Source organism: Achromobacter sp. 1L-A-4-B-C2 (assembly GCF_057291955.1).
In genome coordinates this window covers 729105-754891 of the sequence record NZ_JBXAWP010000001.1, presented here as the reverse complement: position 1 = coordinate 754891, position 25787 = coordinate 729105, and the positions used below count along the sequence as shown (strand labels likewise).

Annotated in this window: 22 protein-coding genes; 12 read left to right on the top strand and 10 right to left on the bottom strand. The window is 66.3% G+C overall.

Features of this window, described 5'->3' with window-relative positions:
* The first annotated feature begins 23 nt into the window (after positions 1 to 23).
* The 4 genes from asnB to AC0Z35_RS03410 are packed head-to-tail and all read left to right on the top strand — an operon-like array spanning position 24 to position 5367.
* Positions 24 to 1955 (top strand): asparagine synthase (glutamine-hydrolyzing), encoded by a 1932-nt coding sequence (gene asnB / locus AC0Z35_RS03425; protein WP_104141940.1) that lies wholly within the window; start codon positions 24 to 26, stop codon positions 1953 to 1955.
* A 3-nt stretch (positions 1956 to 1958) separates the two neighbouring features.
* On the top strand, positions 1959 to 3074 hold the full coding sequence (locus AC0Z35_RS03420) for a glycosyltransferase family 4 protein (RefSeq protein ID WP_485131372.1): 1116 nt from the start codon (positions 1959 to 1961) through the stop codon (positions 3072 to 3074).
* A complete protein-coding gene (locus AC0Z35_RS03415) occupies positions 3071 to 4228 on the top strand; it encodes a glycosyltransferase family 4 protein (protein WP_485131373.1) in 1158 nt (385 codons plus the stop codon). The genes AC0Z35_RS03420 and AC0Z35_RS03415 overlap by 4 nt, the downstream gene beginning before the upstream one ends.
* A complete protein-coding gene (locus AC0Z35_RS03410; protein ID WP_046805077.1) occupies positions 4225 to 5367 on the top strand; it encodes a glycosyltransferase family 4 protein in 1143 nt (380 codons plus the stop codon). The genes AC0Z35_RS03415 and AC0Z35_RS03410 overlap by 4 nt, the downstream gene beginning before the upstream one ends.
* 94 nt (positions 5368 to 5461) lie before the next feature.
* Here AC0Z35_RS03410 and pgi read toward each other — a convergent pair whose 3' ends face one another.
* Both pgi and AC0Z35_RS03400 read right to left on the bottom strand, forming a co-directional pair.
* Positions 5462 to 7015 carry a glucose-6-phosphate isomerase gene (gene pgi, locus AC0Z35_RS03405; protein ID WP_485131374.1) on the bottom strand — a complete coding sequence of 518 codons (1554 nt, stop codon included), beginning with the start codon at positions 7013 to 7015 and terminating at the stop codon, positions 5462 to 5464.
* An 8-nt stretch (positions 7016 to 7023) separates the two neighbouring features.
* A complete protein-coding gene (locus tag AC0Z35_RS03400; RefSeq protein WP_485131375.1) occupies positions 7024 to 8418 on the bottom strand; it encodes a phosphomannomutase/phosphoglucomutase in 1395 nt (464 codons plus the stop codon).
* A gap of 324 nt (positions 8419 to 8742) precedes the next feature.
* Here AC0Z35_RS03400 and AC0Z35_RS03395 point away from each other — a divergent pair, with 324 nt between their 5' ends.
* From AC0Z35_RS03395 to AC0Z35_RS03375, 5 genes are all read left to right on the top strand, one after another.
* The gene (locus tag AC0Z35_RS03395; protein WP_219991133.1) at positions 8743 to 9372 is read left to right on the top strand and encodes a BPTD_3102 family carboxylase-like protein; all 630 of its coding nucleotides are present in this window, start codon (positions 8743 to 8745) and stop codon (positions 9370 to 9372) included.
* Positions 9373 to 9469: 97 nt separating this feature from the next.
* Positions 9470 to 10885 carry an FAD-binding oxidoreductase gene (locus AC0Z35_RS03390; protein ID WP_485131376.1) on the top strand — a complete coding sequence of 472 codons (1416 nt, stop codon included), beginning with the start codon at positions 9470 to 9472 and terminating at the stop codon, positions 10883 to 10885.
* A 49-nt stretch (positions 10886 to 10934) separates the two neighbouring features.
* The gene (locus AC0Z35_RS03385; RefSeq protein ID WP_046805072.1) at positions 10935 to 11648 is read left to right on the top strand and encodes a response regulator transcription factor; all 714 of its coding nucleotides are present in this window, start codon (positions 10935 to 10937) and stop codon (positions 11646 to 11648) included.
* Positions 11645 to 12988, top strand: a complete 1344-nt coding sequence (locus tag AC0Z35_RS03380) for a sensor histidine kinase (protein WP_219991131.1) — start codon at positions 11645 to 11647, stop codon at positions 12986 to 12988. The genes AC0Z35_RS03385 and AC0Z35_RS03380 overlap by 4 nt, the downstream gene beginning before the upstream one ends.
* Before the next feature lie 72 nt (positions 12989 to 13060).
* Positions 13061 to 13882 carry a phosphatase PAP2 family protein gene (locus tag AC0Z35_RS03375; RefSeq protein ID WP_104141952.1) on the top strand — a complete coding sequence of 274 codons (822 nt, stop codon included), beginning with the start codon at positions 13061 to 13063 and terminating at the stop codon, positions 13880 to 13882.
* Here AC0Z35_RS03375 and AC0Z35_RS03370 read toward each other — a convergent pair.
* The 5 genes from AC0Z35_RS03370 to AC0Z35_RS03350 all read right to left on the bottom strand — a co-directional run bounded on the left by AC0Z35_RS03370 (position 13834) and on the right by AC0Z35_RS03350 (position 18509).
* The gene (locus AC0Z35_RS03370) at positions 13834 to 15117 is read right to left on the bottom strand and encodes a TRAP transporter large permease (protein ID WP_046805069.1); all 1284 of its coding nucleotides are present in this window, start codon (positions 15115 to 15117) and stop codon (positions 13834 to 13836) included. The genes AC0Z35_RS03375 and AC0Z35_RS03370 overlap by 49 nt on opposite strands.
* Positions 15108 to 15671: a TRAP transporter small permease gene (locus AC0Z35_RS03365; protein WP_082134494.1), complete on the bottom strand. Its 564-nt coding sequence runs from the start codon at positions 15669 to 15671 to the stop codon at positions 15108 to 15110. The genes AC0Z35_RS03370 and AC0Z35_RS03365 overlap by 10 nt, the downstream gene beginning before the upstream one ends.
* A gap of 7 nt (positions 15672 to 15678) precedes the next feature.
* Positions 15679 to 16656 carry a TRAP transporter substrate-binding protein gene (locus AC0Z35_RS03360; RefSeq protein WP_485131377.1) on the bottom strand — a complete coding sequence of 326 codons (978 nt, stop codon included), beginning with the start codon at positions 16654 to 16656 and terminating at the stop codon, positions 15679 to 15681.
* 111 nt (positions 16657 to 16767) lie between these two features.
* A complete protein-coding gene (locus tag AC0Z35_RS03355; protein ID WP_485131378.1) occupies positions 16768 to 17652 on the bottom strand; it encodes an SMP-30/gluconolactonase/LRE family protein in 885 nt (294 codons plus the stop codon).
* An 8-nt stretch (positions 17653 to 17660) separates the two neighbouring features.
* Positions 17661 to 18509, bottom strand: a complete 849-nt coding sequence (locus AC0Z35_RS03350) for an NAD-dependent epimerase/dehydratase family protein (protein WP_104141955.1) — start codon at positions 18507 to 18509, stop codon at positions 17661 to 17663.
* Between the two features lie 127 nt (positions 18510 to 18636).
* On the opposite strand from AC0Z35_RS03350, the gene AC0Z35_RS03345 reads away from it, so the two are divergent.
* Together AC0Z35_RS03345 and AC0Z35_RS03340 are read left to right on the top strand one after the other, a co-directional pair.
* Positions 18637 to 19365, top strand: a complete 729-nt coding sequence (locus AC0Z35_RS03345; protein WP_046805065.1) for a FadR/GntR family transcriptional regulator — start codon at positions 18637 to 18639, stop codon at positions 19363 to 19365.
* A 266-nt stretch (positions 19366 to 19631) separates the two neighbouring features.
* Entirely contained in the window at positions 19632 to 21527 is a 1896-nt protein-coding gene (locus tag AC0Z35_RS03340; protein ID WP_485131379.1) for an LTA synthase family protein, read from the top strand.
* Positions 21528 to 21685: 158 nt separating this feature from the next.
* Here the strand turns inward: AC0Z35_RS03340 and fahA are convergent, their stop codons facing one another.
* The gene (fahA, locus tag AC0Z35_RS03335; protein ID WP_485131380.1) at positions 21686 to 23005 is read right to left on the bottom strand and encodes a fumarylacetoacetase; all 1320 of its coding nucleotides are present in this window, start codon (positions 23003 to 23005) and stop codon (positions 21686 to 21688) included.
* A 149-nt stretch (positions 23006 to 23154) separates the two neighbouring features.
* Entirely contained in the window at positions 23155 to 24453 is a 1299-nt protein-coding gene (gene hmgA / locus AC0Z35_RS03330) for a homogentisate 1,2-dioxygenase (RefSeq protein ID WP_485131381.1), read from the bottom strand.
* 163 nt (positions 24454 to 24616) lie between these two features.
* On the opposite strand from hmgA, the gene AC0Z35_RS03325 reads away from it, so the two are divergent.
* On the top strand, positions 24617 to 25531 hold the full coding sequence (locus AC0Z35_RS03325; protein WP_314355574.1) for a LysR family transcriptional regulator: 915 nt from the start codon (positions 24617 to 24619) through the stop codon (positions 25529 to 25531).
* A 40-nt stretch (positions 25532 to 25571) separates the two neighbouring features.
* Here AC0Z35_RS03325 and AC0Z35_RS03320 read toward each other — a convergent pair whose 3' ends face one another.
* Positions 25572 to 25772, bottom strand: coding sequence for a DUF2783 domain-containing protein (locus tag AC0Z35_RS03320; protein WP_046805060.1), 201 nt, complete (start codon positions 25770 to 25772; stop codon positions 25572 to 25574).
* Between the last annotated feature and the right edge of the window lie 15 nt (positions 25773 to 25787).

Sequence of the window (25787 nt, the reverse complement as noted above, 5' to 3'; positions counted from 1 at the left end):
ACGGTGACCACGAGAACCTCATCATGTGTGGAATAGTCGGAATTTGGGGCCCCATCGGGAACAAGGAACGGTTGCTGGCCGAAAGCTGCCGCCGCATCCGCCATCGCGGGCCGGACAGCAACGGCTTCTGGGAAGACCCGGAAGCCGAAGTGGCGCTGGGCCATGTGCGCCTGGCCATCCTGGACCTGACCGAAGCCGGCCACCAGCCCATGACGTCCGCTTGCGGCCGCTACGTGATGGTGTTCAACGGCGAGGTCTATAACCATATGGACATCCGCAAGCAGCTGGAGCAATCGGCACTGGCGCCCACCTGGCGCGGCCATTCCGATACCGAAACGCTGCTGGCCGGTTTTACCGCGCTGGGCATCGAAGCCACGCTGCAAGCGGCGGTTGGCATGTTCGCCATCGCGCTGTGGGATCGCGCATCGCGCAAGCTGATGCTGGCGCGCGACCGCATGGGCGAAAAGCCGCTGTACTACGGCTATTCGGGCGCCGAGCTGGTGTTTGCGTCCGAGTTGAAGGGCTTGATGCCCATCCCCGGATTCGGCCGCGACCTGAATCGCAATGCGCTGGCTTCGTACATGCGCCACAACTACATTCCCGCGCCGCAATCCATCTACCAGGGCATCAATAAGCTGCCCCCGGGAACGTGGATCGAATTCACCGCCGACGACACTCGCAGCCGCCGCATGCCGGAACCGCGCGTGTACTGGTCCGCTCGTGAAGCCGCCGACGCGGCGGCGCGCGCGCCCTTGTCCTTCGGCACCGATGCCGAAGCCGCCGAGGCGCTGGAAGGCGTGCTGTCCAAGGCGGTCGGCGGCCAGATGCTGTCAGACGTCAGCCTGGGCGCGTTCCTGTCGGGCGGCATCGATTCGTCGACCATCGTGGCATTGATGCAGGCGCAAAGCGCCAAGCCCGTGCGCACCTTCGCCATCGGTTTCCACGAAAAAGGCTACGACGAGGCGCAGCACGCCAAGGCCGTCGCCACGCACCTGGGCACCGATCACACCGAGCTTTACGTGACCGCCGACGATGCGTTGGCGGTGGTGCCGTCGCTGGCCGATATGTACGACGAACCGTTCGCGGATTCCTCGCAGATCCCGACGTCGCTGGTCACCAAGATGGCGCGCCAGCACGTCACCGTGGCGCTGTCCGGCGACGGCGGCGACGAGCTCTTCGGCGGCTACTCGCGCTATTTCCGCGTAAACAACTGGTGGCAACAATGCGAGCGTGTGCCCGCAATGCTGCGCAAGCCGGCCGGCGCGCTGCTGTCCGCCTCGGCCCAACTTCCCGGACGCGGCGCCTGGCGCGGCAAGGTCGGCAAGCTGGGCGAGCTGCTGCGCACCGATTCGCGCGGGGATTTCTATCGCCACTTCGTGTCGTACTGGCCGGAGCCGTCGCAGGTGGTCAAGGGCGGCGTGGAGCCCGTGTCGGAATTCGCGCGCGACATGCAAGGGTCGACCTTCGAAGCCATGATGAAGCTGGACACGGTCACGTATCTGCCGGACGACATCCTGGTCAAGGTTGACCGCGCGGCCATGGCCGTCAGCCTGGAAACGCGCGTGCCGCTGATCGATCACCGCGTGTATGAATTTGCCTGGAGCCTGCCGCATCAATACAAGGTGCGCGGCAACACGGGCAAGTGGCTGCTGCGCCAGGTGCTGCATCGCCATGTGCCGCAGGCGCTGGTGGACCGCCCCAAGCGCGGCTTTGCCGTGCCGCTGGCCGCCTGGTTGCGCGGCCCCTTGCGCGAATGGGCCGATGCGTTGCTGGACCCCACGCGGCTGCGCCAGGAAGGCTGGTTCGAACCCGAGCCCATCCTGCGCAAATGGCGTGAACACACCTCGGGCCATCGCAACTGGGACAGCCACCTGTGGGGCGTGTTGATGATGCAGGCCTGGCTGGATCGTTATCGTGCAGCACCGGATCAAGGGGGAACGATTGGGAGTCGTTGACGTATGAGAATTCTGATGTTGGTCAGTTCCATGCACGCGGGCGGCGCCGAACGGGTGGCCGCCACGCTGGTGAATGCATGGGCCGAACGCGGGGATACCGTCACGTTGACGCCCACTTATTCGTCCAAGGGCACGTGCTTTTATCCGTTGTCCGACAAGGTCCAGCTGGCCTGGCTGGCCGATATCGCCGGCACCCGCGCCTCGGGCGCGATGGCGGCGTTCAAGCGCTTGATGGCCCTGCGCAAACACATCCGCGACACCAAGCCCGATGTGGTCGTGTCATTCCTGACCAACGTGAACGTGGCCGCCATTTTGGCCACGCGGGGCCTGGGCGTGCCCTTGATCGTCTGCGAACGTACCAACCCCGTGGCCGAGACCACGACGGGCACCGTGTGGCGCCGGCTGCGCCGGCTGCTGTATCCGCGCGCCGACATGGTGACGGTGCAGGCCGAAGACACCGCCGGCCCGTTCTCGCGCCAGGTGCCGGGCATCAAGCGCCTGGCTGTCATCCCCAACCCCTTGCCCGCGCCCTTGCTAGAAGCGCCGCGCGTGGTGCAGCACGACGGTGACGGCCCACGCGAACTGCTGGCCATGGGCCGCCTGGTGACCGACAAGCGCTTCGATCTGTTGATCGACGTGTTCGGGCAGTTGGCGCCAGCGCATCCTGATTGGAACCTGCGCATTTGGGGCGAAGGCCCGGAACGCGCGGCGCTGGAAGCGCAGGTTGCCAAGCTGGGCCTGCAAGCGCGGGTCAGCCTGCCAGGCCGTACCGAAACTCCGTGGGAAGAACTGGCGCGTGGCCAGGCCTTCGTGCTTAGCTCGCTGGTGGAAGGGTTTCCGAACGTGCTGCTGGAAGCCATGTCGCTGGGCTTGCCGTGTGTGGCGTTCGATTGCCCCAGCGGCCCGCGCGAAATGACGCGCGACGGGCAGGACGCCCTGCTGGTGCCCACCGGCAACCGCGATGCCTTGCGCGACGCCTTGCAACGCATCATGAGCGACCCGCTCTTGCGTCGGCAATTGGGCGACCGCGGCGCGTCCGCCGTACGCCAGCGTTATGCGCTTTCCAGCGTGCTGTCGGAATGGGACGAACTGTTCGACGCGGTGCGGGAGGGGCGATGAGCACCCCGGCATTACATGTGCTGCACGTGATCACCGGCCTGGGCCAGGGCGGCGCGGAATCCGTGCTGCTGCGCCTGGCGACGTACCCGGAAGCGGGTGTGTCGCACACCGTCGTGTCCTTGACCGATGAAGGCATCTACGGCCAGCGCCTGCGCGATGCCGGCGTCGCGGTGCATGCCTTGGGCATGAAGCGCGGCCGCGTCAGCCTGGGCGGTTTCATGGTGCTGCGCCGCTTGATCGCCGGCACGCGTCCCGACGTTGTGCAGACCTGGATGTATCACGCCGACCTGATCGGTGGCCTGGCCGCGCGGCTGGCCGGCGTGCGCGCCATTGCCTGGGGCATCCGCAATTCCGGCGAACACCTGGAACGCAGCAGCCGGTCGGCGCGCATCGTCTTGCGCGCTTGCGCGTTGTTGTCCGGCAGCGTGCCGCGGGCCATCGTGTGCGCGGCGCAGAACGCCGCCGAACGCCATGCCGAAAAGGGCTACCGGCGCGACCGCATGGTCGTCATTTCCAATGGCTATGACCTGTCGCGTTATGCGCCGGACGCCCAGGCCCGCACGCGCATGCGCGCGCAATGGGGCTTGTCCGAAGACGCGCCCGTGATCGGTAGCGTGGCCCGCTGGGACCCGTTGAAAGACCATGCCAACCTGCTGCGCGCCGTGGCCGCGCTGGTGCGCGACGGGCGTGACGGCGGCTTGCGCTGCGTGCTGGTTGGACGCGGCATGACGTCCGACAACCCCGAACTGGCTGCCTTGATCGACAAGCTGAACCTGCACGACCGCCTCATCCTGGCCGGCCCCAGCGACGACGTGCCCGCCGTGATGAACGGGCTGGACCTGCATGTGCTGTCCAGCTGCGCCGAAGGCTTTCCCAATGTGGTGGCCGAGGCCATGGCGTGCGGCGTCTATTGCGTGGTGACCGACGTGGGCGACGCCGCCTACATCGTTGCCGACACCGGCGTCGTCGTGCCGCCCGAACAAGCCGAAGCGCTGGCGCGGGGCATCGAAACCGCGCTGTGCGATGTCGCCGCGCGAGGCACGGGCCGCGCCGGGGAAGCCGGCCGCGCGCGCGTGCTGGAAAACTTTGATCTGGCACGCATGGTGCAACGTTACATCGCCGTATGGCGCCGTATTTCTGGAGCCAACGCATGAGTCGCCGCCTGATGTTTGTGGTCAACAACCCCGCGTTTTTCATGTCGCACCGCGTGCCGGTGGCGCTGGCGGCGCAGCAGGCGGGCTATGACGTGCACGTGGCCACGATGGATGGCCCGGCGGTGGCCGACATTCAGGCGCTGGGCATGACGCATCACGCCATACCCATGACGCGCAGCGGCAAGCATCCCTTGCAGGAACTGGGCACGTTGCGCGCGCTGGTGCGCCTGTTTCGCCGCGTGCGCCCGGACGTGGTGCACCTGGTCACGATCAAGCCGGTGCTGTACGGCGGCATTGCCGCGCGGCTGGCCCGCGTGCCGGGCATGGTGGCGGCGATCTCGGGGCTGGGCTTCGTGTTCCTGTCGAACTCATTGAAGATGCGCCTGGTGCGCGCCGTGGTGGCGCGTCTGTACCGGGTGGCGCTGGGCCATCCGAACAGCCGCGTGATTTTTCAGAACGCCAATGATCGCGACCTGCTCAAGTCCCTGGGCGCGGTGCGCGACGAGCAGGTCGTCATGATCCGTGGCGCGGGGGTGGACCTGGACGCCTATCGCGCGTCGCCCGAACCGCCGTCGCCGCCCGTCGTGGTCACGATGGTGGCGCGCTTGTTGCGCGACAAAGGCGTGCGCGAATTCGTCGATGCGGCATCGCTGCTGCGCAAGCGCGGCGTGCCCGTCACGATGCAGCTGGTGGGCGGGGTGGACGCGGGCAACCCCACGTCAGCCACGCAAGAAGAGGTGGAGGCCTGGCAGCGCGAAGGCGCGGTGCAGGCGCTGGGCGAACGCTCGGACATCGCTGATTTGTACGCCGCCAGCCATATCGCCGTGCTGCCTTCGTATCGCGAAGGGCTGCCCAAATCGCTGATCGAAGCCGCGGCCTGCGGGCGCGCGGTGGTCACGACGGACGTGCCCGGTTGCCGAGATGCCATCGACCCCGGCAAGACCGGCTTGCTGGTGCCGGTGCGCGATGCCGCATCGCTGGCGGACGCCATCGCGCGTTTGGCGGACGATGCCGTGCTGCGCCAGGCGATGGGCACGGCGGGGCGCGAGCTGGCCGAACGCGAGTTCGATATCCGTCAGGTTGCGCGCGTGCATGTTGAGCTGTACGACGCGCTGGGGCGGCGCGCGGCTGGCGGCTAGCCCAAGGCCGCCACCGACGCGCGGCCAGTATCCGGCAATCCCAGCCCGTGCCATGTCGAGCGCCGGCAGCGTCCCGCGCTGCCGCGCTGTCCGCCTACTGCCGCCGCGCGATCGCGTCGATCCAGAAGCGAGTCGACGGGTCCTGCTGGCTGGGCTGCGGCGAATCCAGCTCGCGCATGATGCCCTTGGCCAGCGCCTTGCCGAATTCCACACCCCACTGGTCGAACGGGTTAATGCCCCAGATCACGCCTTGCGTGAACACCTTGTGTTCGTACATCGCCAGCAACGCGCCCAGCGTGTAGGCCTCAAGGCGCGGCAACACGATCAGCGTAGACGGGCGCCCGCCAGGATGAACGCGGTGTTGCGCGAGCCATCGCGCGCGCGCCGGATCGCTTTCGGTGGCGGACGTTTCCGCCAGCGCCTCGTCAAGGGATTTGCCGCGCAGCAACGCCGAGCGCTGCGCCAGGCAGTTGGCAATCAGCAGTTCGTGATGGCGGGCGTAGGCGTGGTCCGGCTGTTCGCACAAGATGAAATCCACGGGTGCACCCATCGCGTCCTGGTGCATCCACTGGAAAAACGTGTGCTGGCAGTCGGTGCCCGACATGCCCCAGATCGCGGGCCCCGCGGGCACGTCGACGGGGCTGCCGTCGGCCGTTGCGACCTTGCCCAGCGACTCCATTTCCAACTGCTGCGCCCACGGCACCAGGTGATACAGCCGTGAATCGTACGGCGCGATCACCAACGAGTCATAGCCCAGCACGCTGCGGTTGACGACGCCCGCCAGCGCCATCTGCACCGGCGCGTTCTCGGCCAGGGGCGCCGTGCGGAAATGTTCGTCCATGGCCGCCGCGCCTGCCAGCAACTGGTCAAACGCGTCGTTGCCCAGCGCCAGCGCGATGGGCAGGCCGATGGCGGACCACAACGAATAACGGCCGCCCACCCAGTCCCAGATCTGAAAGATGTGGTCGGGCAGGATGCCCAGGTTCAGCGCGGCTTCCACGTTGGCGGTAATCGCCACCACTTGCTTGATCGGGTCTGCCACGCCGGCTTCGCGCAGCCAGTTCATGGCCACTTCGGCGTTGGCCAGCGGCTCGGTCGTGGTGAACGATTTGGACGCGACGATGACCAGCGTGTCGTGCGGGTCCAGGCGGCTCATGGCGTCGGCGACGGAATGCGAATCCACATTCGATGCGAATCGCACTTCGCGCCGGGCGCCGCCATGGCGCAAGGCACGCGTCACCAGGCGAGGCCCCCAGTCGCTGCCGCCGATGCCCAGGTGCAGCACGTAGCCGTAGCGGTCGGCACGATCGGCTTCGCGTACAAATTCGCGCAAGCGGTCGCGTTCGGCCTGCACCATCTTGGCCACCGGGGCGGGCGGGTTGGGCGCGCGCAGGGCGGTATGCCAGGCCGCGCGGCCCTCGGTCCAGTTGGCGTGGCCGCCGTCGAACAACAAGGCGCGGGCGGCGTCGAAGTTCTGCTGCGCCAGCAGCGCCTCGGACGCCGCGTGCAAGGCCGGCGAATGCGGCTGGGTGCTCAGGTCCAGCCGCAGGCCCGGGGCGTTGACGACCCTGAGCTGCTCGCCGCGCAAGGGCGCGGCCTTGGCGGCTGCCGAGAATTGTTGCCAGGCCGGGCTGTTGGATAGCGACATGGACGCAATCAGAACGGCAATGTCGCTTCCGGTGCGAGCTTGCCCAGTTCGCGTCGGAAGTCGGCCTGGATGCGGGCCAGCGCCTCGGCGTTTTCCGCCTCGAAACGCAGCACGACAACGGGCGTGGTGTTGGACGGGCGGGCCAGGCCGAAGCCGTCGGCGTATTCCGCGCGCACTCCGTCGATGGTGAGCACGCGGCGGGCGTCGGGGAACTGGCCGTGGTCCTGCAAACCCTTGACCAGGGCGAAGGGCTGGCCTTCTTCCATTTCCAGCTTCAGCTCGGGCGTGGATACGTCCTGCGGCAACGCTTCCAGCGGCGCGCAGGCGTCGGCCTGGCGCGACACGATTTCAAGCAGGCGGGCGCCGGTGTACAGGCCGTCGTCAAAGCCGTACCAGCGTTCCTTGAAGAAGATGTGGCCGCTCATCTCGCCGGCCAGCGGCGCGCCGGTCTCGGCCAGCTTGGCCTTGACCAGGGAATGGCCCGTCTTCCACATCAGCGGAACGCCGCCAGCGGCTTCCACGGACAGCCCCACGTGGCGGCTGCACTTGACGTCGTAAATGATGGTGGCGCCGGGGTTGCGGTCCAGCACGTCGCGCGCGAACAGCACCAGCTGGCGGTCCGGCCAGATGATCTGTCCGGATTTTGTGACCACGCCCAGGCGGTCACCGTCACCGTCAAAGGCCAGGCCCAGTTCGCAGTCGGTGTCGGCCACGCACTTGATCAGGTCTTGCAGGTTCTTGGGTTCGGCCGGGTCCGGGTGGTGGTTGGGAAACGTGCCGTCCACCTCGCAGAACAGTTCGGTCACTTCGCAGCCCAGCGCGCGGAACAGCTGCGGCGCCACGGCGCCGGCCACGCCGTTGCCGCAGTCGATGGCGATTTTCATGGGGCGGGCCAGCTTCACGCCCGAGGCCACGCGCGCGATGTAGGCGGCGACCAGGTCCAGCTGGCGGCGCACGCCTGCGCGTTCAGCCGGGGCCGAGGCCGCGCCGTTCATGGCGGCGCCCAAGGCCTGTACCTCGTCGCCATACAGGGCGCGGCCGCCCATCATCATCTTGAAACCGTTGTACTTGGGCGGGTTGTGGCTGCCGGTGATGGCCACGCCGGAACCGGTCTGCATGATGTTCGCCGCGAAGTAGACCAGCGGCGTGGGCACCATGCCAACGTCCAGCGTATCGACCCCGCCTTCCAGCATGCCTTCCTGCAAGGCGTCGGACAGCATTTCGCTGCTGAGGCGGCCGTCGCGGCCCACCACCAGGGTCTGCACGCCTTCTTCGCGTGCGCGGGTGGCCAGCGCCACGCCTAGCGCGCGGGCGAACGTTGCATCGATCAGGTCCGGCACAGTGCCGCGAATGTCATACGCTTTGAAGACGGAAGCGGGAAATTGCGTGTTGTTGTTGCCCACGACGATTCCTTGAAGAAGAAGAAGGTTGCAGCGCTGGTTTTGATGGGCCTAGTGGTAAACCCGTATATCAAAACCCGACCGGGTTAAGCAAGAAAAGTGAATTATCCCCCATCGGCGCATGCGCCTCATCCGACGGGAGCAGTAGGGCGTCTTAAGGGTGGCGCCCGCCCTGAAATGGTGCGTAGCACGTAGCGTGCCGCTTTGATCCGGTGCGCGGGCGGGGGCGGTTCGACTCTGCTACGGGCTGCGGCGGCATGGCCCACAAATTGCTTGTCATGGGAAGGTGATACGCTTGCGCTGCAAGCAGAAAGACCGGGAGAGGCCATGGGTGCCAAAGTTTCTACTGTGATGTCATCGGGGGGCGCCAGCAGCCGGCGCGGTCCTCCCACGGACTACGCCGGGCCGGCCGCGGGCCGTGAACGCCGGCTTGATATCCATGTATTTGTTTCCGAGACGGGCGACATGGTCGCCGGCCGCGCGTGGGAACGCTGCGTCTGGCGCGAGGCCCGCGTGTTGATCGCCGAATGCCCGGCGCCGCATCTGCCGTCTTCGATTGAAACCGCGTTGCGCACCATTGCCGCCGACGTCGCCCGGGACCGCAACTGGCAAGGCATGGGCGCCGTGGCATTTTCCCTGGACGACCGCAGCGGCGTGTTCCGCGTGATTGGCGCCGAAGCGCAACCGCATGCCGGCTCCATCGTGGCCAGCCCCGACGCCGTTGGCGCGCATGCGCTTGAAATGCGTATCGACGGCTGCGTCGACCGCCGCTTGCCCTGCACCCGCCTGCTGGTCTGCGGCGACACGCGGGGCGAGGCATTGCGCCGCGCCTACCGGGCGTTGTCTGAAATGCCCGGCCCGGCCGGCACCGACCGCGCCTTCCTCATGAACCGCATCGCCTCGCGCGCCTATTGTTCCGGCCTGACGGGCACGCGGCTGGATCAGGCCGTCGGCTAGCGCGGCGCTTCAGCCCGCGCCCTTGAACCCCTACAATAGCCCGCACATCCCTAGACCCGTGCCTGGGCGCGCCCAGGCCCCTTCTTGTGCGGCGCCTATGACATTGTTGAGCGATCTTCAGTCCCTGCTGGGTTTCACGAATGTGCTGACCGGCGAGGACGCCGCGTCCTATGTGCTGGACTGGCGCCGTCGTTATCGCGGGTCGGCCCTGGCGGTGATCCGGCCCGGCTCCACTCAGGAAGTGGCCGACGCCGTGAAGCTGTGCCTGAGCCACGGCGTGCCGGTAGTGCCCCAGGGCGGCAACACCGGCCTGTGCGGCGGCGCCACGCCGGACGACACCGGTCGCGCCGTCGTGCTGTCCACGGCCCGCCTGACGGCGGTGCGCAATGTGGATACCGACAACGACACCATCACGGTCGAAGCGGGCTGCATCCTGCAAGCCGTACAAGAGGCTGCCGCGGGCGCGAACCGGCTGTTTCCGCTGAGCCTGGCTGCCGAAGGCAGCTGCACCATCGGCGGCAACCTGGCCACCAATGCCGGCGGCACGCAGGTGCTGCGCTACGGCAATACGCGCGACCTGACGCTGGGCCTGGAAGTGGTGACGGCCGAAGGCGAAATCTGGGATGGCCTGCGTGGCCTGCGCAAAGACAACACCGGCTACGACTTGCGCGACCTGTACATCGGCAGCGAAGGCACGCTGGGCATCATCACCGCCGCCACGTTGAAACTGTTTCCCCGGCCTGTTGCCAGCTGCACCGCGCTGCTGACCCTGGACACGATCGACCAGGCGGTTGAAGTGCTGTCCCGCGCGCGGGCTGGCTTTGGCGCCGCGCTGACGGGTTTCGAACTGATGAGCAACGCCTGCCTGCAAGGCGTGGTGCACCTGTTCCCGCAACAGCGCCTGCCCTTCGAAGGCGACTCCGCCGAATCGCCGTGGTTCGCGCTGCTTGAACTGTCCGACAGTGAAAGCGAGGCCCACGCGCGCGAACGCTTCGAGGCCGTGCTGGGCGAGGCCATCGACGCCGGCTTGATCCACGACGCCGCCATTGCCGCCAACGTCGCGCAAAGCCGGGCGCTGTGGCACCTGCGCGAAAGCATCCCGCTGGCCGAAGCCGAGCTGGGCAAGTCCGTCAAGCACGACGTGTCCATTCCCATCTCGTCCATCGCCGGCTTCGTGCACAAGACCAACGCGCTGCTGCAAGCGCGCTTTCCCGGCGTGCGGCACGTCATCTTCGGCCATTTGGGCGATGGCAACCTGCATTACAACGTCGCCAATGCGCCCGGCCAGACCGAAGCCGAGCTACTGGCCTTGCAAAGCGAGATCTATGGCGTGGTGCATGACAGCGTGCATGCGCATCAGGGCTCCATCAGCGCCGAGCACGGCGTGGGGCAGCTCAAGCGCGACGAATTGCCGCGCTACAAAAGCCCGGTAGAGCTTGCGCTGATGCGCCGCATCAAGCGCGCGCTGGACCCGCAAGGGCTGATGAATCCGGGTAAGGTCCTGCAAGCCTAGCGCGCGCTTGCGCCGCCACTTGCGATCTACTGAACAGGGAGCCCACAACATGGCAGTCAGCCCCGCGGCGGGAGCAAATCACCGGGTGCTGATCGTTGAAGACGATCACATCATCGCCGGCAACCTGTATTCATTCCTGGAGGCGCGCGGCTTCCTGCCCGACGTGGCCTACACCGGCCACGCTGCTCTGGAACGCTTGAAGGCGCAGCGCTTCGATGCGCTGATCCTGGACATCGGCCTGCCGGGCATGGACGGCAACGCGGTGCTGCACACGCTGCGCACCGACATGCGCGCCGACGTGCCCGTCCTGATGCTGACCGCGCGCGACAGCCTGGAAGACAAGCTGGCGGGGTTTTCCCATGGCGCCGACGATTACCTGACCAAGCCCTTCGCGCTGCTTGAAGTCGAAGCCCGCCTGCTGGCGCTGATCCAGCGCGCCAAGGGGGCGACGGTGGACGCGGTGCGCGAATTCGGTCCGCTCAAGTACGACACGCGCAGCCGGGGCGTGCTGGTCAACGGCCAGCCCGTGCATCTGACGCGCAAGGCCAGCCTGATCATGGACGCGCTGATGCGGGACCCCGGCCGCGTGGTCGCGCGCGAAGAACTGGAATCGCTGTTGTGGGGCAACGAACCCCCGTCGTCGGACGCGTTGCGCAGCCAGGTCCACCTGTTGCGCCGCGCGTTGGCGGACGCCGGTTTTGACGGCATCGAAACGCTGCACGGCACTGGCTGGCGTCTGACGCTGAACGGAATATGTCCATGACGCGCGCCACGGGCGGCACATTGACCCAGCGCGTGGTGTGGGCGCTGACTGGCACCGTCGCGCTATTCGTGACGGCGCTGGCGCTGCTGGCCTACCTGACGTTTGACCAGATGGAAGACGACCTGGTCAACGACATCCTGAACACCGAAATGGACCGCCTGGTGCAGCATGCGCGCAGCAGCGACGACTTCCTGCCGCGCGACGGCGTGCGCGAGCTTGGCGGGTCGATGCGCGCCTGGATGAGCGTGGCTGGGCAGCGCCCGGCCGGCATACCCGACGAAGTGATGGAACTGGATAACGGGCTGCACCTGATCGAACCCGAAGCCTATACCTGGCACGTAATGGTGGCCGACACGGGGCGGGGCAAGGTGTACCTGCTATACGACGCTACCGACAACGAAGAGCGCGTCCATGATTTCGGCTTGATTGTGCTGGGCGTGGGCGCCATCTGCGTCGTGGGCGCCTACGCCTTGTCGCGCCGCGTGGCGGGGGTGGCGGTGGGGCCGCTGCTGGACCTGACCGACCGGCTGGCCACCTGGGCGCCGGGTGCGCCAGACATGGCCGTGACCCGCGATGACGAGGCCGGCCGCCTGATCGAAGCCTTTAACCGCGTGCAGAACCAGGTCGACCGGTCCATCGCGCGCGAGCGGGAATTCGCCGGCAACCTCAGCCACGAAGTGCGCACGCCGCTGGCCGCCATCCGCTCGGACAGCGAGCTGATGCTGCTGACCCAGGCGTTGACGGCCGACCAACGCGAGCGCCTGACGCGTGTGGTGGACAACGTCGACGACGTGATCGTGTGCCTGGAAAGCGCCCGCGCCATGGCGCGCGACCAGCTGCTTCCGCCCGCGCCCGTCGACATCGCCGAATGCATGCAGGACGCCTGGCGCGGCTACGAGGCCCAGGGCGCGCTGGCCGAACTGCGTTTCGACAATCAGATTGCCTCCGGCCATGTGTTGACACTGGATCGCTACGCCTTGTTGACGGTGCTGCGCAACCTGGTGCGCAACGCCGTCGAGCATGCCGCGCCGGCCACGCTGACCGCCACGTTTCGCGCGCCTGACGTGCTGGAACTGAGCGACGATGGCAAGGGCATCGCGCCGGACGACCTGCCTTTCCTGTTCCGCCGTTATTACAGCGGCCGCATGCGCGACACGGTCGCCGCCGGCCAGCACGAGACGGCGCGCGGCCTGGGGCTGGCCATCGCCAAGCGCGTCTGCGACATGCAGGGCTGGCTGCTTACCGTGGAATCGTCGCGCGAGCCGGCATCGCGCGGCACCCGGTTCCTGCTGCGGTTCGACGCGCATTCCACCGCTGTTGCGCCGCAAACACAGACCTGAATTTGACGATTATTCGACCTTCGGGGCGCTAACCTCAGCGATTCCCCGAACCGTCCCCTGGTCCTTGCCACCATGCCGTCCCCACCGCTGTTCCCGGCGCGTGCGCCCACGCTTGCCTGGTATTTGTGCAGCCAACTGATCGGCGTGACGTTGGCCCTGGCGGCCGCCGCCTGGTGGACCAACGTGTCGGGACTGGATCTGCGCATTGCGCATGCGCTGTTCAGCCCGGTGCTGAACGATTTCCCCCTACACACCAACCGATTGCTGGAAATGCTGGGCCATCGCCTGGTGCTGGTGCTGCCCATCGGCGTGGCCCTGGCCGCTGTCGGTGTGGTCGCCGCCAGCTTTCGCGTGCCGGCGTGGCGACAGTGGCGCGGCGCCGCGCTGGCGCTGGCGGCCACATGCCTGGTCGGACAGGTACTGGTCAATCAACTCAAGCACCACACGACGCTGCCGCGTCCTTACGACCTGGAGACGTTGGGCGGCTACACGCCGTATCCGCTGCACTGGTGGACGTGGGTACGCGCCAGGGCGGGCGGCGCCTTGCCCAGCGGCCATGCGGGCGCGGGGTATTCAATGTTGACCCTGTACTTTTTCGGCTGGGCGCTGAAACGGCCTGCATGGCGTTGGTGGGGCCTGGCGACGGGCGTGTCGGCCGGCGTGCTGTTTTCAGTGGTGCGCATTTTGCAGGGCGCGCATTTCCTGAGCCAGACGCTGTGGTCGGCGACCCTGCTGTGGTTTCTGGCCGCGCTGTTCTTCATGCCGCTGATCGTCAGGCGGCATGCCGGCGGCCGGGCCGATGCGGAACGGCCCGGTCCATCCGGCCCGTCCCGCTTGTCGCGCGATCAGTTAAGCAATACGCCCGGCAGCCACAGCGAGAACGCGGGCACGTAGGTCACCAGCGCCAGCGCGGCCAGCAGCGCGCCATAGAACGGCCAGATCGTTCGCATGACCGTCCCCACCGATACCCCGCCGATGGCGCAACCCACGAACTGCGTGGTGCCCACCGGTGGCGTGTTCAAGCCCAGCGCGCAGTTCAGCAACATGACGATGCCGAACTGAACCGGCCCCATGCCGTACTGCATGCAGATCGGCAGGAAAATGGGCGTGCAGATCAGAATGGTGGCGGCCATGTCCAGGAACGTGCCCAGCACGAACAGGATGATGTTGACCATCAGGAAGATGGCCCACGGGCTGGTCGATATCGAGGCCATCAACTCGCCGGTTTTTTCGGCCACGCCGTAAAAGCTGATCAGATAGCCGAAGGTGGCCGAAATGCCGATCAGCAGCAACACCACGCCCGTCGTCTTCACCGCCTTGCTGGCCGCGCGCACGAACTGGTCCCAGGTCAACGAGCGATACACGAACACCGTCAGCGCCAACGCGTACAACACCGCCACCGCGGCCGATTCCGTCGCGGTGAACACGCCGCTGAGAATGCCGGTGATGATCAGCACCACCACGAACAGCCCGGGCGTGGCCGCCACCAGCGAGCGCAACACGATGTGCCAGCCAGGGAAGGTGCCCGCCGGATAGCCCCGGCTGCGTGCCACGAAATACGCGGCGGCCAGGTTGCACAGCGTCAGGATCAACGCGGGCACGACACCGGCGGCAATCAGCGCGGCAATGGATACTTTGCCGCCCGCCGCCAAGGTGTAGATGATGATGTTGTGGCTGGTCGGCATCAGGGCGCCCACCAGCGCCGCGTGCGTGGTGACGTTGACCGCGTAGTCGGCGTGATAGCCCTCGCGCTTCATCATCGGGATCATCACCGACCCCATGGCCGACACGTCCGCCACCGGCGAGCCCGACACGCCGCCGAACAGCGTGCAAGCCACCACGTTGGACATGCCCAGCCCGCCGCGCACATGCCCCACCAGCGACTTGGCGAAGTTGACGATGCGGTCGGCGATGCCGCCATACAGCATCAGCTCGCCCGTGAAGATGAAAAAGGGAATGGCCAGGAACGAGAACGCGTTCATGCCCGAGGTCATCTGCTGGAACGCCACGGCCAGCGGCAGGTCCTCGACCATGATCGCGGTGATGGACGACAGGCCGATGGCGAAGGCCACCGGCACGCCGATCACCAAAAAGCCCATGAACGTAAACGAAAGCAGTGTCAGCGCCATGCCGGTACCACCTTATGGTTGCGCAGGATCGCGATGATGTGCTCCAGCGAAAAGAGCGCGATCAAGGTGCCCGACAGGGTTGCGGGGATGTACTTCCAGGCGTTCGAGATGCCCAGGTTGGGGATCTTGTAGGCGTGTACCGATTCCGCCAGCACGCCGCAGTTCCAGGCCATCAGTACGCCGAACAGCAGCACCAGCAGGTGGATGAAGATGCGCAAGCGCCGCTGCCCGCCCGCGGGCAGCGCTTCCAGCAGCGACTCGAAGCCGATATGGCCCGCATCGCGCACGCCAACCGCCGCGCCCAGCATGGTGACGTACAGCACCAGCAGCAGCGCCAGGCTTTCGGCCCAGGTGGGCGTGCTGTTGAGCACGTGGCGGCCGAAGATCTGCAAGCTGACCGCGATGATCAGGCAGACCAGCCCGAACACGCTGGTCCACATGCAGGCTCGCGCCAGCAGGGCGCAGCCGCGCGTGTAGGCGTCCAGCGGGCCGGCCAGGGCTTGCGCCCGGCCCACCGCTGCTACACCGGTTTCATTCGTGGGTGTGGCCAACATGTCGCCCTCACTGGACAGCCTGGATCTTTGCGACCAGGTCTTTCATTTCTGGCGTGGTGACAAAGCGGTCGTACACCGGCTTCATCGCGCCCTGGAAAGACGCCTTGTCCACGTCCACGATCTGCGAACCCGCCTTCTCGACGATGGCGCGCGACTTCTGTTCGCGTTCGTCCCACAGCTTGCGCATGAACGGCACCGATTCGCGCGCGGCCTCGCGCAGGATCTTCTGGTCTTCGGGCGCCAGCTTGTCCCACTGGCGCTTGGAGAAGATCAGGATCTCCGGCGTCATGGTGTGCTCGGTCAGCGCGTAGTACTTCGCCACTTCGTAGTGATGCGCGCTTTCGTAGCTGGGGAAGTTGTTTTCGGCGGCGTCCACCAGACCCGTCTTCAACGACGTATAGACCTCGCCCATCGGCATGGGCGTGGCGTTGGCGCCCATGGCCTCGACCATGGCGACGGACAAGTCCGACTGCTGCACGCGGATCTTCATGCCCTTGGCGTCGGCCAGCGTCTTGACGGGCTTGTTGCGCGTGTACATCGAACGCGAGCCGCTGTCGTACCAGGCCAGCCCGACAAAGCCGGCCGCCTCGCAAGCGCGCAGGATCTGATCGCCGATCTCGCTGTCCAGCACCTTGTGCAGATGTTCTTTTGAACGGAACAGGAACGGCAGCGACGGCACGCGCGTGGTCTGGCAGATGTTGTGCATGGCGGCGCTGGACACGCGCGCCATGGCCAGCGCGCCCAGCTTGACCTGTTCGATCGAGTCGTCTTCGTTGCCCAGCGCGCCACCCGCATAGACCTTGACGGTGATGCGGCCGTTGGTGCGTTGCTTGACCAGTTCGCCGAACTGGCGCACGGCTTGCACGGTGGGATAGTCGTCGGGATGGATGTCGGCGGATCGCAGCTCGGCCGCGTTGGCCAGGGGAACAAGGGTCAGCAAGGCAGCCGCCGCCAGGATGGCGCGGGTCAGGGTGGGGCGCAGCATGTCTACCTCCGGTTGGAGTACGGCGTTTCGTTATGGGCCAGGACGGCCTCGAAGCTCTTCGTGTACAGACCTACGTTGCGTGGGGCGCGTTAATGCCGCCCCGGTCGGGTGCTAGCCGGCGCTTGCGGTTTCCTCCAGGCCCCGCGCGCCGGGGCGCAGGGCAAACACGGCGCCGTCCAGCGCGCCGGGGGCGGCGTCGGCAGGGCGTATCGACGTGATGAAAAGGGTGTCCATGCCCGCGCCGCCAAAGGCGCACATGGCGACCTTGCGGGCGGGAACGGTGTAGGTCTGGTCCAGCCGGCCGTCGGGCGTGTAGCGGTAGACGCGGCCGGCGTCGTTGCCGCAAATCCAGTAGCAGCCGTCGGCGTCGACCGCGGCGCCGTCGGGGCGGCCGGCGGGCAAGGCGGCGATGAACGGGCGGCGATTGTGGGGCGTGCCGCTGTCCACGTCGTAATCAAACGCCCACACCATGGCGCGCGACGGGTGCGAATCGGACAGGTACATCGTCTTGCCGTCCGGGCTGAATGCCAGGCCGTTGGGCACGATCAGGTCATCCACCAGCACGGTCAGGTCGCGCGGGCTGGCGCTATAGCGATACAGGCGGCCGGCCGCTAGCGCGCGGCCCATGTCCATCACCATCGTGCCCGCCACGAAGCGGCCTTGCCGATCGTTGCGGCCATCGTTAAAGCGCATGCCGGGCGCGGCGTGTGCCACCGGCGCGAGCAGGCGCGGGTGGCAAGGTGCATCGGGCAGCAGCGCGTCGCATTCGTACACGCCGTCTTCCATTCCCAATAGCCAGCCCGCGCCGCGCATGGCGATGCAGCCCGCCATCCGCGGCAGCGCCCATTGCGCGAATTCACCGCTGGCGGGCGACCAGCGCCACAGCGTTTTGTTGGGAATGTCGGTCCAGGTGTAGGTCTGGTCGCTGGCGCGCCAGACCGGGCTTTCTCCGACGCCGCACAGCATGTCTCCAACGCGTTCGGCGATTGCGGGCATGGGGGCGCCTACTTGGTGGAAACCGGGGGGAAGGGGAACGGGCCGGCCTTGACGAACGCGCCGCCCTGGTAGCGCGCAACCGGATCGTCGGCGGCCAGTGGCGGCTGCGCTTCGACCTGCGCACGGAAGACCTCGGAGGAATCCTTGGGCACAAAGCCCAGCACCTTTGCGGCGTCGTCGCGCCACCAGCGGTCTCGGTTGGCGGACGCGCCATAGACGATCAAGTGCCCGACGTCAGGCGTGAACAGCGCGCGCGTGACCAGGTCGGTCAGGTCGTCGTAGCTGAGCCAGGTAACCAGCATGCGGCGGTCTTTGGGCTCGGGGAACGACGAACCGATGCGCAGGCACACGGTTTCGATGCCGTAGCGGTCGAAGTAAAAGCGCGACAGATGTTCGCCATAGGCTTTGGATAGGCCGTAATAGCCGTCGGGGCGCAACGGCACGTTGGCGTCCAGTTGCTGGCCCTGTTCGTAAAAGCCGATGACATGGTTCGAGCTGGCGAACACCACGCGGCGCACGCCGTGCACGCGGGCGGCCTCGTACAGGTTGTAGACGCCCTGGATGTTGGCCGGAAGAATCTGTTCGAACGGGCGTTCAACCGATACACCGCCCAGGTGCACGATGGCATCCACGCCCTGCACCAGCGACGACACGGCGGCGGCGTCGGCCAGATCGCACGGGACGGCTTCTTCGCCATCGCCCGCGGCGGCCATGGGCGCCACGTCGGATATGCGCAGCAGGTCGGTGAATGCTTTGAGTCGGGGACGGAGCACTTGTCCCAGGCCCCCGGCGGCGCCGGTGAGTAATAGACGCTGGCAGCGGGTGGTCGCTGGCGGCGGGTTGACGGTTCTGCTCATGTCGCAACGCTCGGTAGAAGGTGCGGAGTGGGAACGTATCTGGTACGTTGTCATACAACTTGCGCAAAGTATAATTAGCCGCAAATTTCAGCGTCAAGCCTTTGTACTCATTTTCGGATTAACCCTGATGAACGCTCCTGTCGATACTCCTGTCTTGCCGCAGCGTCGTCCCCGGAATCTGGCTCAAGGCTTGGTCGAGAGCATCTCCGAACGCATACGCAGTGGCGAAATCCGCCCTGGCGACAAGCTGCCCACCGAATCAGAGATCATGCGTCAGTTTGGCGTCAGCCGAACCGTTGTGCGCGAAGCGCTGTCGCGCTTGCAGGCATCGGGCCTGGTCGAAACGCATCATGGCGTGGGCACGTATGCGCTGGAGCCCAGTGGCAGCGTCGACTTCCGGGTGGACCCGGCCGACATCGCCACGGTGCGCGATGTGCTGGTGCTGCTAGAGCTGCGTATTTGCCTGGAAAGCGAGGCCGCGGGCCTTGCCGCCATTCGGCGCAGCGACGTGCAGTTGCAGGAAATGCGGCGCGCGCTTGACCTGTTCAAAGCCGCGCTGGACGTTGGCGGCGACACGATCACGCCCGACTTCCAGTTCCATCTGCTGGTGGCGCAGTCCACCGACAACCGTTATTTCGCCGACCTGATGTCGCACCTGGGGTCGGCGATCATTCCACGCACCCGCATCAATTCGGCCAAGTTCGCGCACGAAGACCGCGCGGCCTATCTGGCCCGCGTCAACCTGGAACACGAAGACATCTACAGCGCGATCATGCGCCAGGATGCCGAAGCCGCGCGCGCGGCGATGCGCACGCACCTGAGCAACAGCCGCGAACGCCTGCGCCGCGCCCAGTAGACAGATACGTACCCGACCAGCCCGTACGGGAAGCCGACCGCGCGACGTAGCGCGAAATACGATGTCGTACAACGTTTAAGCGATTGCCGGCCATTGCCAGCCGTCGCGAACCGTTGCGAATCTACCGGCCGTGTACCCAAAACCGCGTTAATCTTTGCCCGTTTTCATTTCGGACTACGAGACGGCATGGCTTTGCTCGGCATCAACAGCGGCATTCTTTCATCACCGGTGGCGAACGCGCTTCGCCTCTTGCGGAGGGCCGCCGCATGCGTCGCCTGACACTTCGATTCATCCTGGCCGTCCTGGTGCTGCTGACTTTGTCGCGGCTGGGGCTGTCATTCTGGATGTGGGACCGCGTGCAAGCGGCCGGCGGCTTGGGGCCGGTGCTGCTGGGCGGGCTGCGCATCGACGTCTGCCTGTTGTCCATGGTGATTGCGTTGCCCGCGGTGCTGTCGCCGTGGTTTGGGCATCGCCCGCTGGCCGCAGCGATTACCGCGTGGTGGTTCCGCGTCTGGTGGATGCTGTATGTGCTGCTGGAAGTGTCCACGCCGCAGTTCATCGCGGAATACGACACGCGGCCGAACCGGCTTTACTTCATTTACCTGCTCAATCCCAAGGAAGTGGGGTCGATGCTGTGGCAGGGCTACAAGGGCGTGCTGCTGGCGGCATTTGTGGTGCTGGTGGTGGCCGCATGGCTGGCGTTCAAGCTGTTTCCGACGCGTTCGCGCGATGGATTCATGGCGTGGTGGAAGCGGCCGATTGCGTCCTTCGTGATCCTGGCGCTGGTGGTGCTGGGCGCGCGCGGCACGCTGGAACACCGGCCCATCAACCCGGCCAAGGTGGCGTTCAGTTCAGATTCCATGGTCAATGCCCTGGCGCTGAATTCGCTGTACAGCGTGTTCGACGCGGCCTATCGCATGCGCGACGAACGCTCGTCGGCCGCGATGTATCCACGGATGCCGGTGGACCAGATGAACGCCATCGTGCGCGAGAAAGCCGGCCTGACCGGGGCGCCGCTGGATGCGCGCTATCCCAGCCTGCACGAACAAAAAGCCACGGTGCGGCGCGACAAGCCGCTGAACGTGGTGATCATCTTGCAGGAAAGCCTGGGCGCGCAGTACGTGGGCAGCCTGGGCGGGCGCGACCTGACACCCAATATCGACCGCCTGTCCAAGGAAGGCTGGATGTTCCATCGCGCCTACGCCACGGGCACGCGCTCGGTGCGCGGCATCGAAGCGGTAACGGCGGGCTTCCTGCCCAGCGTGGCCGACGCGGTGGTCAAGCTGCCACGTTCGCAAACCGGCTTCTTCACGCTGGCGCAGGTGCTGGGCAAGCACGGCTACCACTCGCGCTTCGTGTATGGCGGCGAGTCGCACTTTGACAATATGCGCGCGTTCTTCCTGGGCAACGGCTTTGATGAAGTGGTGGACCGGCCCAAGTTCGTGAACCCGGTGTTCGAAGGGTCATGGGGCGCGTCCGACGAAGACATGTTCAATCAGGTCGACCGCCTGCTGCGCGCGGATGGCGACAAGCCGGTCTTCACGCTGGCGTTTTCGGTGTCGAACCATTCGCCGTGGGAATACCCCGAAGGTCGCATCAAGCCGGTGGGCGACCCGGCCACGGTGGATAACACGGTGCGATACGCCGACTGGGCGTTGGGGCAGTTCTTTGAAAAGGCAAAGCAGGCGCCGTACTGGGACAACACCGTGTTCCTGGTGATAGCCGATCACGATTCGCGCGTGTATGGGTCGATACCGGTGCCGGTACGCCACTTCCAGATTCCCGCGCTGTTCCTGGGCGCCGGCATTGCGCCGCGCCAGGACGAGCGCCTGGTCAGCCAGATCGACATGGCGCCCACGCTGCTGTCATTGATCGGGCTGGACAACGTCAACCCGATGCTGGGCGCCGACCTGACGCAGCGCGATCCGAACCGCGCAATGATGCAGTACGCCGACAACTTCGGCTATTTGCAAGGTGACAAGCTGCTGGTGCTGGAGCCACAGAAAGCGCCGCGCGAATTCCGATACGAAGCCGCGCCGGTGGGCAAGGACGAAGTCTATGCGCCCATCGAGCCCGCGGACCCGGCCTTGACTGAAGAAGCGCTGGCGCATGCGCTGTGGGCAAGCTGGGTTTACCGCGAGGAAAAATACCGACTGCCTTGATGGCGCGTTGAAGCCCTGATGCCTGGGCAACGACGGCATGAAATAACGAAAGGCCGCCCGGTAAACGGAGCGGCCTTTCTTGTTTTTGACGATGTGCCCGCGCGGCGCAGCGCGCGCGTGATCGCTTGCGCCGTGCGGGGTTTGCGTCGGAGTTTGCTTTACAGCTTGGCCGGCAACACCACGCCGGAGGCTTCGCCGAAACCGATCTTCGGATAGCCCGCCTTCTGGCATGCGGCGCGCATGATGATCTGGTCGCCGTCTTGCAGGAACGTGCGCTTTTCGCCCCAGGGCAGGTCGATCGGCGTCTTGCCGCCTTGGCTCAATTCCAGCAGCGAACCGGCTTCCGACGGCTGCGGCCCGGACAGCGTGCCCGTGCCCAGCATGTCGCCCGGTTGCAGGTTGCAGCCGTTCACCGTGTGGTGCGTGATCAGCTGCGCCACGTTCCAGTAAGCGTCGCGGAAGTTGCTGCGCGACAGCGTGACCGGCGGCGCCTTGGCCTCGCGCGACTGCGCGGTGGTCATCAGCACTTCCAGCTGCACGTCGTAGGCGCCCTTGGCGCGGTTCGCGTCCGAGGCCAGATACGGCATCGGCTGCGGTTCAGCCGGGCCACGGTTGTATTGCGTGCGGAAGGGCTCCAGCGCTTCCATCGTGACGATCCACGGCGAAATCGTTGAGGCGAAGTTCTTTGACAGGAAGGGGCCCAGCGGCTGGTATTCCCAAGCCTGGATGTCGCGCGCGGACCAGTCGTTCAGGATGCACAGGCCGAAGACGTGCTGGTCGGCGTCGGCCAGGTCGATGCGGTCGCCCTGGGTGTTGCCGGTGCCCACGAAGATGCCCAGCTCAAGCTCGTAGTCCAGGCGGGCGCACGGGCCGAACTGCGGCGTGTCGCCTTCGTTGGTCGGGCGGGTCTGGCCCACGGGGCGCGGAAACTTCTGGTCGACGCCGATGCTGGATGCGCGGCCGTGGTAGCCGATGGGCACCCACTTGTAGTTGGGCAGCAGCGGGTTGTCAGGGCGGAATTGCTTGCCGATGGCGGTGGCGTGGTGCACCGAGATGTAGAAGTCGGTGTAGTCGCCGATGCGCGCGGGGGTGGTGTGCTCTGCGTCGGCCTGCGGCACCAGCAGCGGTTCGACGGTGGCGCGCAGCGCGGCGCCGTCGCGCAAGGCACGCGACAGCGCCAGGCGCAGGGCGCTCCAGTGGGCGTGGCCCAACGCCATCAACGCATTCAGGCTGTCGCTGTTGCAGGCGGCCAGGGCGTCGGCGGCCAGGCCTTCAAACGGCTTCTGTGCGGCCAGCGCGGCCAGGTCCAGAATTTGGTCGCCAATGGCCACGCCGGGGCGGAACGATTCGTTCGTGCCCTTGCGGCGGAAGGTGCCATAGGGCAGGTTCTGCACGGGAAAATCGGACGTGCCGGTGTTGGCGCTGGCAACCCAGCTTTTCAAGGACGGGTCGTGGGTTTCGTTGATGGTGGTGGTCATGGCTGCGTGTCTCGTTGATGTGTGTGTGGATGGCCGTAAACCGGAGGAACGCCGGCGGGTGTACGCCAAAAGCAGATGCCAAAATCAAATACCAAACGGCGATGCGCTTGCGCGCATCGCCGTGAGCGTGGATCAGCGGGGGTTCGCCGTCACGCCTTGTTCGGGTTGAAGTGCTTCACGATGCCCTGCCAGCAGCGGTAGTAGTCGTTCTGCAATTGCCCTGAGGCCAGCGCCTGCGCGGTCGGACGGATCACCCGGCGCGTTTCGAACATGAACGCCATCGTATCGCGGATGTAGTGCGCGCTGTGCGTATCGGCGTGCGAGGCTTTTTCAAACGTTTCGGCGTCGGGGCCGTGACCGCTCATGCAGTTGTGCAGGCTGGCGCCGCCGGGTGCAAAGCCTTCGGCCTTGGCGTCGTACACGCCCTGGATCAAGCCCATGAATTCGCTGGCGACGTTGCGGTGGAACCAGGGCGGGCGGAAGGTGTCTTCCATGGCCAGGATGCGCGGCGGGAAAATCGCGAAATCCATGTTGGCCGTGCCCGGAGTGTCCGACGGCGCGGTCAGCACCGTGAAGATCGACGGGTCCGGATGGTCGAAGCTGATCGATCCGATCGCGTTGAAGTGGCGCAGGTCGTACTTGTACGGGGCGTGCGTGCCGTGCCAGGCCACTACGTCCAGCGGCGAATGGTCGATCGGGGCGCGCCAGAAACCGCCGGTGAATTTGGCGATCAGTTCGAAGTCGCCTTCGATGTCTTCGTACCAGGCCACCGGCGTCTTGAAGTCTCGGGCGTTGGCCAGGCAGTTCGAGCCAATCGGGCCAAGCTCGGGCAGGCGCAGCGCCGCGCCGAAGTTCTCGAGCATGTAGCCGCGCGCCTCGGCGTCCAGCAGCTCGACGCGAAAGCGCACGCCGCGCGGGATGACGGCAATTTCCAGTGGTTCCAGGTCGATCAGGCCCAACTCGGTGGCCAGGCGCAGGCGGCCTTGTTGCGGCACCAGCAGCAGTTCGCCATCGGCGTTGTAGAAGTAGCGGCCTTGCATGGACTTGTTGGCCGCGTACAGGTGGATGGCGACGCCGCCCTGCTCGTCGGGGCCGCCGTTGCCGCCCCAGGTTTGCACCCCTTCCAGGAAGTCGGTGGGTGCATCGGGAATCGGCAACGGGCTCCAGCGCAGCTGGTTGGGCGTGACCGGGCTGTGGCCGAACGTGCTTTCCCAGCCGGCAGCGCCGGCAAACGGTTCAAACGGTTTGTGCTGCGCGCCCGGGCGAATGCGGTACAGCCACGAACGGCGATTTTCATTGCGGGGGGCGGTGAAGGCGGTGCCGGACAGTTGTTCGGCATACAGGCCATACGGGCATTGCTGGGGCGAATTGCGGCCCACGGGCAGCGCGCCGGGCAAAGCCTCGGTGGCGCAATCGTTGCCGAACCCGGTCAGGTATTGCAGTTCCATGGAATCCTCCTGTGGCGGCGCGGTGCATGGCCGCGCGTTCGGTATGGGGTGCCGCGGTGCAACCCGGCGGCGATTCGTCATTGTCGGAAAAAACCCCCGATACGGCTACGGGAATGCAAAAATACAGACTATAAATTTTGTGAATAGTAGAAAGGGGGGCGGCATGGCCGAACTGCGCAACGTCGATTTGAATCTGCTGATCTTGTTTCAGCACTTGCTGGAAGACCGCAGCCTGTCGGCCGTGGCGCGCCGCATGGACCTGACGCAGCCCGCCGTCAGCAACGCCCTGCGCCGCTTGCGCGACGCCTTTGGCGATGAGTTGTTCGTGCGTACCGGCCAGGGCATGCTGCCCACGCCGCGCGCGCAGCGGCTGGCCGGCCCGGTCAGCGAGGCGCTGACCATGCTGACGCAGGCATTGCAAGACCAGGACGTGTTCGATGCCGCCACCAGCAGCCGTCGCTTTCGCGTGGCGATGACGGACGTGGGCGAAATCCACTTCATGCCGCGCCTGATGGAAGTCTGCGTGCAGGTGGCGCCGCAGGTGCGCATCGATTCCGTGCGGGTCCAGGGGCCGGACCTGCCGCGCGAGATGGAGGCCGGCCGTGTCGATCTGGCGATTGGCGCGTTCGATGAAATGGGCGCGGGCACATTGCAGCGCATGTTGTTTCGCCAGGGCTACGCCACCTTGTTCCGGCAAGCGCACCCGACGGCGCACGCGGGCATGGGCATCAAGGCATTTCGCGCCGAGCGCCACTTGATCGTGTCGCGCGCCGCGCCTTACGGGCAGGTGAACCAGTCGATGGAGCGCGCGGGCATCGTGCTGGCCGAGCACTTCAGCGTGCCGCATTTTTCGGCGGTGCCGTACATCGTCAGCGCAACGGATCTGCTGGCTACCGTGCCCGAAAAACTGGCCGCCAGCGCCGCGCCGCCGTTCGGGCTGCGCTTCATGACGCCGCCGGTGAAAGTGCCCGCGCTACAGACGAATCTCTATTGGCAACGCCGCGTTGACCGCGACAGCGGCAATCAGTGGCTGCGTGCGCTGATCGTGGATACGTTCGGCGTGGGCGGCGGGCGGTAGGGGGGGACGTGGCGGGCGCCGCCGCGCAGGCGGCGCGCGGCTACGCGCGTTCCACTACCGACGCGCGGGCCTGCTGCAAGGCCTCGCGCAGCAGCGCCACGTCGCCCAGGTGGTTGGCCAACAGCAGGATCAGCGCCGCGTTCAGCTCCTGGCTTTGCTCGTTGCTCAGGTCGCGGTGCGTTTCGATCAGCGCTTCGTAGAAGTCGTCGGGCGAGCTCAGGTTGGTTTCGGTAATCAGCATGATGGGATGACCTCT

Coding starts and splice junctions, on each gene's coding strand:
- AC0Z35_RS03360 (WP_485131377.1), bottom strand. CDS start 16,656: ATGCTGCGCCCCACCCTGACCCGCGCCATCCTGGCGGCGGCTGCCTTG.
- AC0Z35_RS03325 (WP_314355574.1), top strand. CDS start 24,617: ATGGCCGAACTGCGCAACGTCGATTTGAATCTGCTGATCTTGTTTCAG.
- AC0Z35_RS03420 (WP_485131372.1), top strand. CDS start 1,959: ATGAGAATTCTGATGTTGGTCAGTTCCATGCACGCGGGCGGCGCCGAA.
- AC0Z35_RS03350 (WP_104141955.1), bottom strand. CDS start 18,509: ATGAGCAGAACCGTCAACCCGCCGCCAGCGACCACCCGCTGCCAGCGT.
- hmgA (WP_485131381.1), bottom strand. CDS start 24,453: ATGGAACTGCAATACCTGACCGGGTTCGGCAACGATTGCGCCACCGAG.
- AC0Z35_RS03410 (WP_046805077.1), top strand. CDS start 4,225: ATGAGTCGCCGCCTGATGTTTGTGGTCAACAACCCCGCGTTTTTCATG.
- AC0Z35_RS03355 (WP_485131378.1), bottom strand. CDS start 17,652: ATGCCCGCAATCGCCGAACGCGTTGGAGACATGCTGTGCGGCGTCGGA.
- AC0Z35_RS03385 (WP_046805072.1), top strand. CDS start 10,935: ATGGCAGTCAGCCCCGCGGCGGGAGCAAATCACCGGGTGCTGATCGTT.
- AC0Z35_RS03365 (WP_082134494.1), bottom strand. CDS start 15,671: ATGTTGGCCACACCCACGAATGAAACCGGTGTAGCAGCGGTGGGCCGG.
- AC0Z35_RS03395 (WP_219991133.1), top strand. CDS start 8,743: ATGGGTGCCAAAGTTTCTACTGTGATGTCATCGGGGGGCGCCAGCAGC.
- AC0Z35_RS03380 (WP_219991131.1), top strand. CDS start 11,645: ATGACGCGCGCCACGGGCGGCACATTGACCCAGCGCGTGGTGTGGGCG.
- AC0Z35_RS03370 (WP_046805069.1), bottom strand. CDS start 15,117: ATGGCGCTGACACTGCTTTCGTTTACGTTCATGGGCTTTTTGGTGATC.
- AC0Z35_RS03375 (WP_104141952.1), top strand. CDS start 13,061: ATGCCGTCCCCACCGCTGTTCCCGGCGCGTGCGCCCACGCTTGCCTGG.
- asnB (WP_104141940.1), top strand. CDS start 24: ATGTGTGGAATAGTCGGAATTTGGGGCCCCATCGGGAACAAGGAACGG.
- fahA (WP_485131380.1), bottom strand. CDS start 23,005: ATGACCACCACCATCAACGAAACCCACGACCCGTCCTTGAAAAGCTGG.
- pgi (WP_485131374.1), bottom strand. CDS start 7,015: ATGTCGCTATCCAACAGCCCGGCCTGGCAACAATTCTCGGCAGCCGCC.
- AC0Z35_RS03320 (WP_046805060.1), bottom strand. CDS start 25,772: ATGCTGATTACCGAAACCAACCTGAGCTCGCCCGACGACTTCTACGAA.
- AC0Z35_RS03345 (WP_046805065.1), top strand. CDS start 18,637: ATGAACGCTCCTGTCGATACTCCTGTCTTGCCGCAGCGTCGTCCCCGG.
- AC0Z35_RS03415 (WP_485131373.1), top strand. CDS start 3,071: ATGAGCACCCCGGCATTACATGTGCTGCACGTGATCACCGGCCTGGGC.
- AC0Z35_RS03390 (WP_485131376.1), top strand. CDS start 9,470: ATGACATTGTTGAGCGATCTTCAGTCCCTGCTGGGTTTCACGAATGTG.
- AC0Z35_RS03340 (WP_485131379.1), top strand. CDS start 19,632: ATGCGTCGCCTGACACTTCGATTCATCCTGGCCGTCCTGGTGCTGCTG.